This is a genomic window from Enterococcus sp. AMC1251, from assembly GCF_058216535.1.
On the sequence record NZ_CM177098.1, the window covers coordinates 2,981,545 to 2,994,778 of the forward strand.

The following is a 13,234-nucleotide window of genomic DNA, read 5'->3' on the forward strand; positions in this document are numbered from 1 at the left end:
TTATTCAAAATCAAGTTCCTATTTAAACGGTTTCTAAAATAATTTGAGCAACCGCAAAGGTGTCTGTATGTGAAATAGAGACTAATACATTGCCTTCATGAGGAGATTTAGTTATCTTTGGAGCACCATTTTCTTCCTTCAAAATTTCAACATCTCTTAATCCCAAACTTCCGATCCCAGTTCCCCAAGCCTTAGAAAAAGCTTCCTTACAAGCAAATCTACCAGCTAAAAACTCTATTTGACGTTTGTGAGGTAATGTTTGAAAAAGGATATGTTCATCCTCAGTAAGAACTCGTTTTACAAAAGAAGATTTGTTTTCAATAATTTTTTCGATCCTTGAGAGTTCCACCATATCTATACCAATTCCTTTTATCATTCTTCTGAGACCTCTTTTTTATATTTTATAAATTACTCTTATTCTATCAAATTTTAGCAATTTTTCCACATAATAATGTAAAATTTAAAAAAAAGCTGAAAAATCCTGTCACTCTCGACTGAAAAATAGGGAACTGAGATTTAAATACTCCTTATCTCTTTCGTATTCTCTCTTTTCTAGTGAGCGAGTTTATAAATGTTAGATTAACTAAAAAAAAGTGTGAAACAAAAGTAAACTTTACTTTTGTTTCACACCCTAAATACGAATAAACGGCAAGATAATAACAACTCTTCGGTAATAAGCTGAAATTCGCAAAAATTCAAAAAAAAATGTTCGCTACTTTCTTTTTATGGCTGTATAACACAACGAGGTATGCGTTGTTGTCTTACAGTACACCTACTACTAAACGCTTTTATCTCATCACTTAAAATCCAATAACTAGTGAAACTGAAATAAGTTAATTCTTATTTCTGCTTAGTATGAATTTATTAATTTGAGTTATCTCTAATAACAAAGCTACGTTTTTTATCGTTGTGACGTTTTGCTGAACGATTATCTTTGCTCTTATTGTAGCCGCCGCCATTTCCGCTGCCACCAGTACCTTTGTTAGTTTTGTTACCACGGTAACCACCACCGCTATTTTTATTGCGATTACGGCTATTACCACCACCACCGCTACGATTATTTTTATTGAAGCCTTTTTTATTTGAAGGCAATGGACGTTCAGGTGTAATTTTTACCGGTATAGCATCTGACGGGTCTTTAGAAATAGTTTTTAGTAATAATGCTGCTAAATCTTCAGCAGAATATTTTTCTAAAAGATTTTTAGCAGAAGGCAAGTAGTTCTCTAGACCATTTTCCGCTATTTTTTCTTCGACCGTTTCGATTGCAGCTCCTAATTGTCCTTTAAATGCTTCTTGCTCATTTGGTGGACGTAGTGGCGTCATACGTTTTTTCGTTAATTCTTCAATGACATGTAAATAACCCATTTCATTTGGTGTAACAAAAGTAACGGACATTCCGCCCTTTCCAGCACGACCTGTACGACCAATACGGTGAACATAGCTTTCTGGATCTTGTGGAATATCATAATTGTACACGTGTGTTACACCAGAAATATCTAACCCACGAGCGGCAACATCTGTTGCTACTAAGATATCTAAATTCCCACTCTTGAATGAACGTAAAACACTCATACGTTTTTGTTGAGACAAGTCTCCGTGGATTCCTTCTGCTTTGTAGCCACGTGCTTCTAAACCGCGAGCTAACTCATCTACACGACGCTTTGTACGACCAAAAACAATAGTTAGTTCCGGTGTTTGAACGTCTAATAAACGTGTCATTACATCGAATTTTTCAAAGTCTTTGGAACGTACATAGTATTGATCGATCAAATCAGCAGTCATTTCTTTTGCTTTGATTTTCACGTGTTCTGGTTCTTTCATGAATTTTACGCCAATAGTTTTAATTGCGGGCGGCATTGTTGCTGAAAATAGTAATGTTTGACGTTTTGATGGGATTTTAGAGATAATTTTTTCGATATCTTCTAAGAATCCCATATTCAACATTTCATCCGCTTCATCTAAAACTAATGTTTCGATCGTGTCTAGTTTTAGTGTACGACGATTGATATGATCTAATAAACGTCCAGGTGTTCCGACCACGATATGAGGATTTTCTTTAAGTCCACGAATTTGACGACTGATATCTGCTCCACCATATACTGCTTGCACACGAATTTTTTTATCGCGACCCAAACGGTATAATTCTTCTTGAGTTTGGATTGCTAGTTCACGTGTTGGTGCAATAACGATTCCTTGTAATACACGGTTTGATGTATCGATTTTTTGCAACATAGGTAGACCAAAAGCAGCGGTTTTACCTGTTCCTGTTTGAGCTTGTCCAATAACATCTTTTCCTTGCAGTGCTAGAGGGATTGTTTCCTCTTGGATCGGTGTTGCTTCTTCAAATCCTGAGCGTTCAATTGCTGCCAATAATTCTGGTTCTAAGCCAAGTTCTTTAAATTTCAAATGATATCCTCCTAATAATGTTTGTTGCAGAAGAAACGGGTTCTTCTAAAATAGTGTTGCAGGTGATTTGACTTTCACTAACTTCGAAAATGTTCATGGAGTTACTAAATTTTCTACATAGATTTAGTTTATTTTCTAATTAGTGTTACCGAAAAATCCACCTTATGAAGCTACAGGCACTAGAAAAGCCAAACGAGTTCGTTCAGCTTTTTTAATCTTTAATATGATAGAAAAGTATCTTCAATAGGTACTTTCGATTTATCTACTTCGATCTTCCGGCAATAGGTAATTCTAGCATAGTTTTATACTTTCAGCAAGTTTTATGAAAGCTTGCTAACTTTCGAGAAGTTTCGTTACGACTTCATTCAAACCCATACCGTTACTTGCTTTTAAAACAACCATATCTTTTGATTCCAGAATTGATTTTAATGTATTCGTTAATGCTTCTTTTTCTTCTTTTTTAAAGTAATGGACTTTTCTTTCCTGATATTTTGTTACAAGAATATCATACAGCACGCGCATTTCAACACCATAAAGAACGACTTCTGTTATTTCTAGTGGATTTAGATGCTCGTTTACTGAAGCGTGCATAACAGCAGAATCAGGTCCTAATTCAAGCATGTCGCCTAACACAGCCACTCTTTTTCCTTGCGCGGGCATTTGACTAAAACTGTCCAGCACTAAATTCATAGCTGTTGGATTTGCATTATAGACATCGCTTAAAATTTCGATCCCACTCTTGCTTTTTAACCATTCTGTACGATTTTTTGTTAATTGAACGTCAGCCAAACCGGCTTGGATTTTTTCTTTTGAGACGTCAAACCATTGAGCAATACTGATTGCGATCAAGGCATTGCCCACATTGTATTTCCCTGGAACAGGAATAGTAAATAATGTGTTTGAATCGTTGAGTTTAAAGGAGGTATATTCTTTTTGTTCCTCAATAATTGTAGCTTTGCAATCAGCTTGTTCGAACCCAAATGTTTTGAGTGTTTGCGGCAATTCTTTCGCTAGTGGCACTAGTAATGGTTCATCTGCTGGAATAATCAACAGTCCTTTAGCAGCTAATCCAGCAGTGATTTCCATTTTCGCTTTCGCAATCCCTGCTCTTGATCCTAGATTTTCAATATGCGCCTCGCCAATCATTGTAATTGCAGCTACATCTGGCTGAGCTAATCTTGATAGAAAATCGATTTCATCTGCATGATCCATACCCATTTCTAAAATCAGTTTTTCAGTTTCATCCGGCATATGTAAAATAGTGTACGGTAAGCCGATGTCGTTATTATAATTTCCTTGTGTCTTATATGTTTTGAATTGTTGAGCTAAGACTGCTTCTGTCATATCTTTCGTCGTTGTTTTACCATTGCTTCCCGTAATTGCAACTACTGTGGGGTTCATTTTCTTCAGATAATAAGTCGCTAGTTCTTGCATCGCTTTTAATGTATTCGTGACTTGTAAAATCGGCAACTGATCTGGTGCTTTCTCTGTAGCACTCCAAAAAGCTGCTTTTGCCCCTTTATCCATCGCATTTCCGATGAATGAATGACCATCATTTTCACCTTTTAACGGAACAAAAAGATTGCCTTGCGTTATTAATCTACTGTCAAATTCAATACCAGTCAATTCAAAGTCTGACCATCGTTTCCAATCATTGGTAGCTTTTGTCGCTTCAGCGACTTCCCAAAAAGTTAATTCCATTGGTTTCTCTCCTTTTCAAACGTAATTATCTCATTTTTTACACCTAGCCATACATAAAAAGGCTGAGACAAAACTTCAAACGTTTCATCCCCTCCCTTTTTGGCATCTTATCTTTCATAAAAACTTTGTCTTTGTTTAAAACGATTTAAAGCCAATTGAATTAATTCTTCGATCAAATCGCTATATTTCAAGCCCATATTTTCCCATAAGAGTGGGTACATACTAAATTCAGTAAAACCTGGCATCGTATTTAGCTCATTTAAAAATAATTCATTTTTGCTAGTCAAGAAGAAATCGCATCGGCTTAACCCGCTACCATCTAGAATAGTATAGGCTTTTTTAGCAAATTCCTGCGCTTTTTGATAAACCTCGTCTGGCACTTCTGCTGGAATTTGCATCGTGATTTGATTGTCGATATATTTTGAATTGTAATCATAAAAATCAACATCTTTGACGATTTCACCAGGCAATGTTGTTCGAACATCTTCATTACCTAAAATCGCGACTTCAATCTCACGCGCCTCAATCCCTTGTTCAACAATTGCTCTAGAATCATAACGGTAGGCTTCTTCTAAAGCATTTTGTAATTCTTCACGATTTTCAGCCTTGCTGATTCCTACACTTGAGCCCATATTAGCAGGTTTAACAAATACTGGGTAAATTAATGACCCTTCACATTGCTCAAAGACTTTTTTGGGATTTTCTTTCCACTCACTTCTCAATACAGGTACAAACGGAACTTGTGGAATCCCTGCTGTTTGCAGTAAATATTTTGTCATGATTTTATCCATTGCATTAGCACTAGCAAGCACGCCAGCACCAACATATGGTAAACCTAGCGTTTCCAGAAACCCTTGAATTGTACCATCTTCACCATTAGGCCCATGTAATACTGGAAAAACGATAGTATCTTCTTCTTTGATTTCACAAGGCATGATCACGCGACCCGTAAATTCTCCCCATTTATCTATTTCATCACCTTCAGACCAAGTCAAGTTAAGAACTTCTTTACTCTCTGGCTTTTCTGATAAAAGAGGACCTTTAACCCATTGTCCTTCTTTACTGATGAAAACCAGTTGAACTTGATAATAGTTATAGTAGATCGCATTTAAAACGGAATAAGCAGACAATATAGAAACATCATGTTCCTCACTTCTCCCACCATATAGCAATGTAATCTTCAAATGCTTTTCCTCCTAATTTTTAAAGCGTAGCGGGCTCCTTTAACTCTGACTGAAAAATAGGAAAAAACTGACTGTGACGTTCTTGGTCTCATTCAATTTCCATCTATTTTCCGAAGAGTTAGTCCGCAAAGCTAGATAATTTTTAATGTGTAATGGACATATTCAGCTTCAAATTTCATTATTGTAATGTCCAATAAATAAATTCAAAACAGCTCTTTCATATTTTAGCATAAAAGCGATAGTCCGAATAGAAACAAATCACAAAATTAGAGAAAAATTTTTCATCACAATCATTTCAAACTAAATGAACATTTTTATCCACTTTTATAGGTAAGAAAATAAGATATTCATTTGAGAAAGCCTTGTTTCCCAGTATTATATAGTATCCTTGATCAGCTCAACGAGGTTTTCTTTAAATTTTTCACGATCCGCCTGTGTAAAAGCTTTTGGACCTTTCGTACGTCCGCCACTTTTTCGAACCTTTGCACTAAAATAACGTTGTTCCAGCAATCCATCCATATTTTCTCCTGTATATTCATACCCTAATTGGTGCAACACCCGAACACCTTTTGGCAATACCAATGAAGCTAACCCATAATCTTGCGTCACTAGAATATCATCTTTTTTAATAAGCTGAACAATCTTATAATCTGCTGAATCAGCTCCTTTATCTACATAGACAAAAGAAACATTTTCAGGATATTCTTTCAACGAATAATGATCGATGCTCGTTACGATCACGACTTCAATCGAATAAGCTATTGCAACCTCAATTGATGTATCTTTCACTGGTGATCCATCACCATCAATAAACATCCTCATACGCGTACCCTTTCAATAATAAATCATCATTTTAGTTTAAATACCAAGCCGGATGCCGTTTTAAAAAAGTAGAAACTTCAGCAAAAACGGCTTCTCTCATAATTTTATACAACTCAGGATTTCTAATTTTCTTTTTTATCGCTCCAGTATATCTAGGTCGTTTGACTCTAATTGAAAGGACAATGTCAAATCGTTCTGAAAAATTGTCAACGGTTAAATACTTCAAACGATTCGTCTCCTCCAAAAACTGATTGATGGCATCCACTGTTCCTTGAATGAATCCATCAAGATGCGTCCCCCCATCGGAAGGTAAATGTCCATTAACAAAACTATCTTTAATACTGGTGGAACCATTTTTTGAGATAACCGCTTGGATTGAGACGCCCTCACTGATTGTGTTTATGACCAAAGGCTGAGCGCCCCTCGTAATACTATCATCCTTTTGAAAAATATATTCAATAAGGCCTTGTTCATAGTGAAAATAATTTTTTTGTTTTTTTCCATCTGTCAATGAAATGGTCAATCCACTGTTTAGCATCGCCAATTCTTGGCAACGATTGAATAAAATAAAATAAGATATCGGCTTATCACCAAATAATAGCTCATTAGGTGTAAAAGCTAGCTCTATTCTTTGACCCTCGTCTTCTGACGGAATCAATGCTTTTTTATTCAACTGGCCATTTTGATAAATTTGAATCGTCCGCTTCCCTAATTTTTCTATACCAAAACCTAGTTGCTCTGATAACGCATTGACCACAGATAAAAAAAGATATGGCGGTGTATATTGTTCTTCTGGTCTTTTATCTAAAAACAATCCTCTTTTACTGAAAAAAGAAAAAATAATTTGTTTATCTGAACGTTCAATTGAAAGCTCTGTTTGCTTTAGATCAACCGCTAATTGCAGTAAATGATCCAGCACTTGCAAGACCATGCTTTCCAAGCCAGTCGGACCAATCCCACCAATATACATACCTGGTCGTTTTCGAATACTATCTTTTAAAACATCATCGTCTAGTGCTTTCCAAATATTTTCATTGGTCATATCGATCTCCTCCTGTAAACAGACTTTTCTATATAAAGATAACGAACAAAATAATAGCCCTGTTTCCTTAGCATACCAATTTATCTTCGACACGTAAATGGTTTCGTTGAATTCTCTGTTCCTCATCATTATAATGAAAAAAAGACGAAAACAAAAGTCAGGTTGTGCCAAAAGTTGTTTAAGCTTTAGCGATTTGTCTAAAAACCGCGCAATGCATCAAAAGTGCATTGCGCGGTCTTATTGCGAATTGCCGAATAGCCTGACTTTTTCACACCGTTTATTCGGATTTTGGTTGACTACAATAAAAGTCAAAGCGTTTTGACTCAGTCACATATTACTCTACTCTTTTTTCTAACAATCAACTGTTGATTATTCAGCTGTTATTTCTTTAATGTATTTTCCATCATACCAAGTAATGTTTTTACATCTTCTGGTCTTGTGTCGCCTGTTGTTGAATCAATGATTGAGCTATATACGTGAGGAATAATCTTTTTCACGCCTGCATCTACTGCAATTTGCACGATTTCTTCAAAGTTTTCTAAATCGATCCCACCAGTTGGTTCTAAGTAAAAATCGTATTTCGCACATGCTTTAGCTACAGCTTTGTATTCTTCGATATGAGCTACTCCTTTCATCGGGAAAAACTTGATTGAGCTGCCACCCATATCTTGTAATAAACGAATCGCTGTTTCGATCGTGACTTCACCTGCAGGGGTTTGAGAGCTTAGCGGTCCTGTGGCGATGTTGACAATACCTACCTTGCCTGTTGGAGAAACCAAACCGTTAACGATGGTTTCATTTTGACCTAATAGTGCCCTAGAAGTCCCTACACCTGTGAAAACTTGATTGACGTGTTGAGGTTGTAGCTCTTTTGATATTCTTGAAACCATTTGACTTTGGTTTGGATCCCCCGCACCTAGGCCAACTGATAAAGCATTGTTGGTTTCTTCAGCGTATTTTTTCATGTCTTCGATTGCAGCTTCATCGGTTGGATAATTTTTAGATAATACGCCTAAAACAATGTGACCTTCTGCAGCTTCGTAACAGTCTTTGGCGTTTTCTACTGAGTTGGCTAAAACGTTTAGGCAGATACGGTTTTCTAAATAATTTGGTATTAATGTCATGGTTGATTCACTCCTGTTTTTAGTTTTTTTTATTCATAATTTCGTTCAAGCGAGTCACGATTTTGTTCATTTCATCTTCATTGACTGAACGTATATCGAATTCTATGATACCTTTGTTTGCTTGATATTCTCGGGTGTAGATTGCTGGACTTTTTGCTCTTAGCTCTTTGATAATTTCTTTGGCTGATTTTTCTCCACTAACTTTAATACTAGCACGATAAATATCTCTGCCAGCACCATCTTGAACAATTTTAGCTTCAATGTTTTTAATTTGATTTAAATCATCTATAAATGGAGCTAAACGACTTTGCATTGAGCCACCTGATTCACTGCCGTTTTTCACATAGTCTTCTACAGCTTGCGTAAAGCCTAAGATATTGTCTTTTCCGATCTTCATTGCACGACCGATTCCTTTACCTTGTAGGCGAATCCATTCAATATAGACTTTTTTACCGATCACTAAACCAGCACTTGGGCCTTCAATTGCTTTTGCACCACTATAAATAACTAAATCTGCTCCTGCTTCGATATACTTGAATAGATCTTCTTCTGCTGCGCTATCAACGATTAATGGAAGATTATTTTTTTTAGCCACAGCTGCAACTTCCGTCACATTTAACATACTTTTTTGAACCGTATGGTGACTCTTAATATACAGAATCGCTGCGGTTTCATCTGTAATCATCATTTCGATGTGTTCTGGTGAGCACATATTCGCATATCCTGCTTCAACAACCTGTCCCCCGCCTTGTTCAACCATCACTTCAACTGGCGTACCATAATCTACATTATGCCCTTTTGGTAAGATAATCTCGCGTTTCGTGATTTTTTCTGTGTACGGATGATACGCATGATATGTTGAACCTTCACCGATTAACGCAGCTACGCTTTGAGCGATTCCAGCGGATGCAGAAGAAACGACTTGAGCATCATCGACGTTTAATAGTTTCGCTAAATACGCACCTGTTTGGATACTTAATTCGCTCATCTCAAAAAAATGTTCGCCACCAAATTTTTGAGCAGCCAAGACATTTTCTGAGACTTTTGATACTCCTAAAATCGTCATTCTCCCTGATGCGTTGATCACTTCTTTTAGGTTAAATTTTTCATAATTAATTGTCATAAACTGTTCCTCCGATAATGGTTTTTACAGGTTTAATCAATTCTTTGGCTTCTCTGGTCAAGCCGTTTGAATCGGTCAGCGTCTTTCTCCCCGTTTCAATCGTAAAAATCGTGATGTCACCATCGTATCCTTCGATCAGATGACCTTTTGTATCAAAGTGGAAGTTTTCAGCTGGTTTAGCTGTAACTTTGTCAATAATCTCAGCCCATTCGTAGCCTACGACACGCATTTTTTCCATAGTGGTTGCTAAATCATGCACTGGGCCTTTTTCACGATTGCGGATATAAATATCTGTACTGATCGAGTTTGCTTTCATTCCTTCTTCTAAAGCTTTTTCAGCAACATGGAAGTTAAAACTGTCTGTTCCATGCCCAATATCAAAAACTACCCCTCTATCATAGGCAAGCCAAGCAAAGTCTTTGATCTTATCTGCTTTTTGATTCAAAATGCCATTAGTCTTTCCATTAAAACAATGCGTTAATACATCACCTTTAGACATATGGGCTAATATCTCATCCAATTTAGGAGGTGCTGAACCAATATGCACCATCAGTGGAAGATTGTTATTACTTTTTTGAATTTTTTTTGCCATCTCTAACGGAGTGATGCCATTATCGCCAATTACAGTCTTACTCATACGAGCTTTGATTCCCACAACAAAATTTGGAAGTTCTGTTAATACGTTGTGAACTAATTCTTCTTTCACCTTGCTCAGATCTGCTAGCTCGTCTTGCTCAACAATACCCCATTTTGAAATATTAACTAATGCGTAAACGTTCGTTTTTGCTCGTTTTGCTAAGTTGTAAAATTCATGAATATTTTCAGCGCCTGTAGTACCTGCATCAATAACTGTTGTTACGCCTTTTTTGACACCAATTTCATCAGGAAAATCGTAATATAAAGTCATTTTTTCAAAACAATGAACGTGATCGTCAATCCAACCGGCTGATACATAGGCGCTAGAATCTAATTCAATCAACTCTTCACTATCTGCTACAATTTTATCTGCAACTTTAGCAATTTTCCCATCATTGATTGCTATTTCTATTGGTTTACCTTCAATAGTTTTGCCATTTTTTATAATTAAGTCGTAATTCATTTTATCCCCTACTTTTCTTTAAATCTAAATTTTGTCCAGGGTTTTACAAAATCCAGCAATAGTAATTCCTTCTCTGCTATTTGACCTACTTTGTTTTTACGGTCATCAGAATGTGGTTGTAAAACAATCTGCAATTCATTTTTGTATTTGCCAAATGCATCATTGCCGATCACAACATCTCCAATTTTAAACTCTTGCGTATTATCATGTGCTGGATTAGCTTGGTTTTTATATTTTTTACGAACTTCGGTGGAACGAACCATTTGATCTGTGATATCCCCACGCCGGAAATGTTGTTCCGTCAAAACGATTTTTTTTTCAATCTTATTTGCCTCTTCGGTAAATTCAATCGCCAATTCTAATTGATAACGATTTAAACGGCCTAATAATTCTAACTCTTCATCTGAGGCATAGGCATTCCCAATAATCACGTCATCGATCAATCCTGTTGCAAATAAATGTTTTGTTTGGATATCCGCAGGTAAATGTCGATGCATTTCTAATGTTGGTAAGCCATCGTTCACGTCCCAAGGCCCGATTGTTCCAACTTGTGAGTTAATAAATGCAGCTGTACGTATTCCATGTTTTTTATAGCGAATACTGCAACGTTCAAAGAAATCATACGGCAAGGCTGTCCCTTCTTGTGGATAAAAATTGTGACAGCCATAAAGAAATGGAACATTTGGTTCATACGTCAAAATATTATCTAGATATGCTACGTCATTACTCATATTCAATTCGATCGCTAAATCAAATGGATTAAACGTTAACTTCGCTTCTTTGCTGCCATCAAATCCAGCATCTAAACGAATTCCATCAGCTCCCGTTTCATAAAAGAAAGTTAAATCATCATATGAAATTTTCAGCTCATCAAAAATATTAGGTGCAACATCTAATATCGTTTCATAGCCTAAATTTTTTGCATAAGTGATCAAAGATTTAAATTTTTCTTTTACAGCCTCTTTTCCTTCTAAAACTTCTAACATACTCATAAAGATTCGCGAAAAACCACATTCACTAGCTTTTTTTAAATACGCTTTATCTTTGTCTATATCACTATGATCTGGATAAACAGATACACCTAATGCTCTTTTCATGACTTTTAGCCTCACTTTATATGGTCGAATTTATTACGATATTTAAAAGAAAGTACTGAACTACACAATATGGTTACGGTTCCTACTATGAATAGCGGTTGTTTGATCAAACTTCCAACCACGATCGATAAAAAAATCAACCCAATCGAAGCTATGCACAAATGTAGTAATCTTAATTCCATAAATTTTACAGGTAGCTTTTTTTTTCAATCATTACTTGACTAAGAATAAAAAATACAACAAACCAAATGATCATGATCTTATCACCAAGGAGGATAGTAACGCTACTACCCTCTCTTTCTTCTTAATTAAGCAGCTGTTTTTGCTTTTTGTTCAGCTACCAACTCTTCTGCTTCTTTGTCTAACTGCTGTTTTTCATATACTTTGAAGAATGGGTAGTATATCGCCAAAGTAATCGCGAAGTTGACGCAAACAAGCAGTGCTGCTGGAACGCTCCAGTTTGTGCTCATCCAAGCAGCAATCGGCGCAGGTATTGCAAATGGTAAACGCGCTGCCATCATTGGAATGACATTTGTCACAGTTAAGAAATAAGAAAATGTTGTTGTGATCAACGGTGCGACGATAAACGGAATCCCTAAAATTGGGTTCATTACGATCGGTGTACCAAAAATCACTGGTTCATTAATATTAAATAATCCTGGCAAGAAGGACAAACGCCCTAAACTTTTCAAGTATGTTGATTTAGAAAACATCATTAAAACGACTAAAGCTAAAGTAGTACCGGCGCCACCGATCCAGATAAACCATTGTAAAAATTGTTCAGTAAAGATATTAGGCAAATGATGAACAGATCCGCCTTCTTGGAAAGCCAGTGTATTCTCAGCAATCGACATATCCCAAAATGGTCTGATGACAGGCCCCATGATTGCTGGTCCGTGAATCCCTAAAACCCAGAAGAAACAAATCAAGAAGACTGTAAGCAGCCCGCCAAATAAGCTGTTTCCTGCTAATGTATCTTTCAAAGGCATTAGTAAAGTACTCAAGAAACCATTTAAATCAAAACCTAAAACATGTCTAATTACCCAGAATAGTAGTAAAATCACAGCTCCTGGAATCAAGGCAATAAACGAATTAGTAACTTCTGGTGGAACACCTTCAGGCATTTTAATTGTAATATTCTTTTGAATAAAAAAACGATAAATTTCTACAGAAACGAGCGCTGTCACTATTGCACCAAATAATGATGCAGAACCAATATTCGCCAAATTGATATATCGCCCAGCACCAATAACATCCTTCACATCTTCAAAAACCCTTATCGGGGGCGCAGCTGTTACCAAAAACGCCATAACTGCTAAGATCCCGCATGTTAAAGAATCTAACCTATAACTCGTTGCTAAAGAAGAAGCAATCCCAAATGTTGCATATAAAGCTAAAATCCCCATCGTATATCGTGATGGAATGTCCAAAACTGCCTGATAAGGTTCGATAAACTTCATATAGGCATCAATTGGAATATTCTGAAATATTGTGAAAAAAGCGCCTACGATCGTTAAAGGCATTGTTGCGATAAGTCCTTTTCGAATCGCCATCATATGTCTTTGAGAACCCAATTTATTGGCGATTGGCATCAGTTTTACTTCGATCCACTGCACAAATCCATTCATTTCTTTTG

At 36.4% G+C, this 13,234-nt stretch carries 11 protein-coding genes; all 11 read right to left on the reverse strand.

Going from position 1 to position 13,234, the window contains the following annotated elements:
- Nucleotides 1-22 precede the first annotated feature (22 nt).
- The 11 genes from acpS to AC4BBR_RS14115 all read right to left on the reverse strand — a co-directional run bounded on the left by acpS (nt 23) and on the right by AC4BBR_RS14115 (nt 13,226).
- A complete protein-coding gene (gene acpS / locus AC4BBR_RS14065) occupies nt 23-376 on the reverse strand; it encodes a holo-ACP synthase (RefSeq protein ID WP_490460126.1) in 354 nt (117 codons plus the stop codon).
- 488 nt (nt 377-864) lie between these two features.
- Entirely contained in the window at nt 865-2,406 is a 1,542-nt protein-coding gene (gene cshA, locus AC4BBR_RS14070) for a degradosome RNA helicase CshA (protein ID WP_490460127.1), read from the reverse strand.
- Between the two features lie 333 nt (nt 2,407-2,739).
- Complete coding sequence (locus tag AC4BBR_RS14075; protein ID WP_490460128.1) at nt 2,740-4,107, reverse strand: UDP-N-acetylmuramoyl-tripeptide--D-alanyl-D-alanine ligase; 1,368 nt, start codon at nt 4,105-4,107, stop codon at nt 2,740-2,742.
- Nucleotides 4,108-4,214: 107 nt separating this feature from the next.
- Complete coding sequence (locus AC4BBR_RS14080) at nt 4,215-5,291, reverse strand: D-alanine--D-alanine ligase (RefSeq protein WP_490460129.1); 1,077 nt, start codon at nt 5,289-5,291, stop codon at nt 4,215-4,217.
- 375 nt (nt 5,292-5,666) lie between these two features.
- Entirely contained in the window at nt 5,667-6,113 is a 447-nt protein-coding gene (locus AC4BBR_RS14085; protein ID WP_490460130.1) for a YaiI/YqxD family protein, read from the reverse strand.
- Nucleotides 6,114-6,144: 31 nt separating this feature from the next.
- On the reverse strand, nt 6,145-7,155 hold the full coding sequence (locus tag AC4BBR_RS14090; RefSeq protein ID WP_490460131.1) for a hypothetical protein: 1,011 nt from the start codon (nt 7,153-7,155) through the stop codon (nt 6,145-6,147).
- Nucleotides 7,156-7,535: 380 nt separating this feature from the next.
- Nucleotides 7,536-8,279 (reverse strand): 2-dehydro-3-deoxy-phosphogluconate aldolase, encoded by a 744-nt coding sequence (gene dagF / locus AC4BBR_RS14095; protein WP_490460132.1) that lies wholly within the window; start codon nt 8,277-8,279, stop codon nt 7,536-7,538.
- A 19-nt stretch (nt 8,280-8,298) separates the two neighbouring features.
- Nucleotides 8,299-9,402 carry a DgaE family pyridoxal phosphate-dependent ammonia lyase gene (locus AC4BBR_RS14100; RefSeq protein ID WP_490460133.1) on the reverse strand — a complete coding sequence of 368 codons (1,104 nt, stop codon included), beginning with the start codon at nt 9,400-9,402 and terminating at the stop codon, nt 8,299-8,301.
- On the reverse strand, nt 9,392-10,501 hold the full coding sequence (locus AC4BBR_RS14105) for an amidohydrolase/deacetylase family metallohydrolase (RefSeq protein ID WP_490460134.1): 1,110 nt from the start codon (nt 10,499-10,501) through the stop codon (nt 9,392-9,394). Before AC4BBR_RS14105 ends, AC4BBR_RS14100 begins: the two co-directional genes overlap by 11 nt.
- 8 nt (nt 10,502-10,509) lie before the next feature.
- Complete coding sequence (locus tag AC4BBR_RS14110; protein ID WP_490460135.1) at nt 10,510-11,598, reverse strand: DUF871 domain-containing protein; 1,089 nt, start codon at nt 11,596-11,598, stop codon at nt 10,510-10,512.
- Between the two features lie 308 nt (nt 11,599-11,906).
- The gene (locus tag AC4BBR_RS14115) at nt 11,907-13,226 is read right to left on the reverse strand and encodes a PTS sugar transporter subunit IIC (protein WP_490460136.1); all 1,320 of its coding nucleotides are present in this window, start codon (nt 13,224-13,226) and stop codon (nt 11,907-11,909) included.
- Nucleotides 13,227-13,234: the final 8 nt, after the last annotated feature.

Bases quoted from the DNA above. Each gene is read 5' to 3' on its own strand.
- dagF (WP_490460132.1), bottom strand. From the start codon at position 8,279: ATGACATTAATACCAAATTATTTAGAAAACCGTATCTGCCTAAACGTT.
- AC4BBR_RS14085 (WP_490460130.1), bottom strand. From the start codon at position 6,113: ATGAGGATGTTTATTGATGGTGATGGATCACCAGTGAAAGATACATCA.
- AC4BBR_RS14115 (WP_490460136.1), bottom strand. From the start codon at position 13,226: ATGAATGGATTTGTGCAGTGGATCGAAGTAAAACTGATGCCAATCGCC.
- AC4BBR_RS14105 (WP_490460134.1), bottom strand. From the start codon at position 10,501: ATGAATTACGACTTAATTATAAAAAATGGCAAAACTATTGAAGGTAAA.
- AC4BBR_RS14110 (WP_490460135.1), bottom strand. From the start codon at position 11,598: ATGAAAAGAGCATTAGGTGTATCTGTTTATCCAGATCATAGTGATATA.
- acpS (WP_490460126.1), bottom strand. From the start codon at position 376: ATGATAAAAGGAATTGGTATAGATATGGTGGAACTCTCAAGGATCGAA.
- AC4BBR_RS14100 (WP_490460133.1), bottom strand. From the start codon at position 9,402: ATGACAATTAATTATGAAAAATTTAACCTAAAAGAAGTGATCAACGCA.
- AC4BBR_RS14090 (WP_490460131.1), bottom strand. From the start codon at position 7,155: ATGACCAATGAAAATATTTGGAAAGCACTAGACGATGATGTTTTAAAA.
- AC4BBR_RS14075 (WP_490460128.1), bottom strand. From the start codon at position 4,107: ATGGAATTAACTTTTTGGGAAGTCGCTGAAGCGACAAAAGCTACCAAT.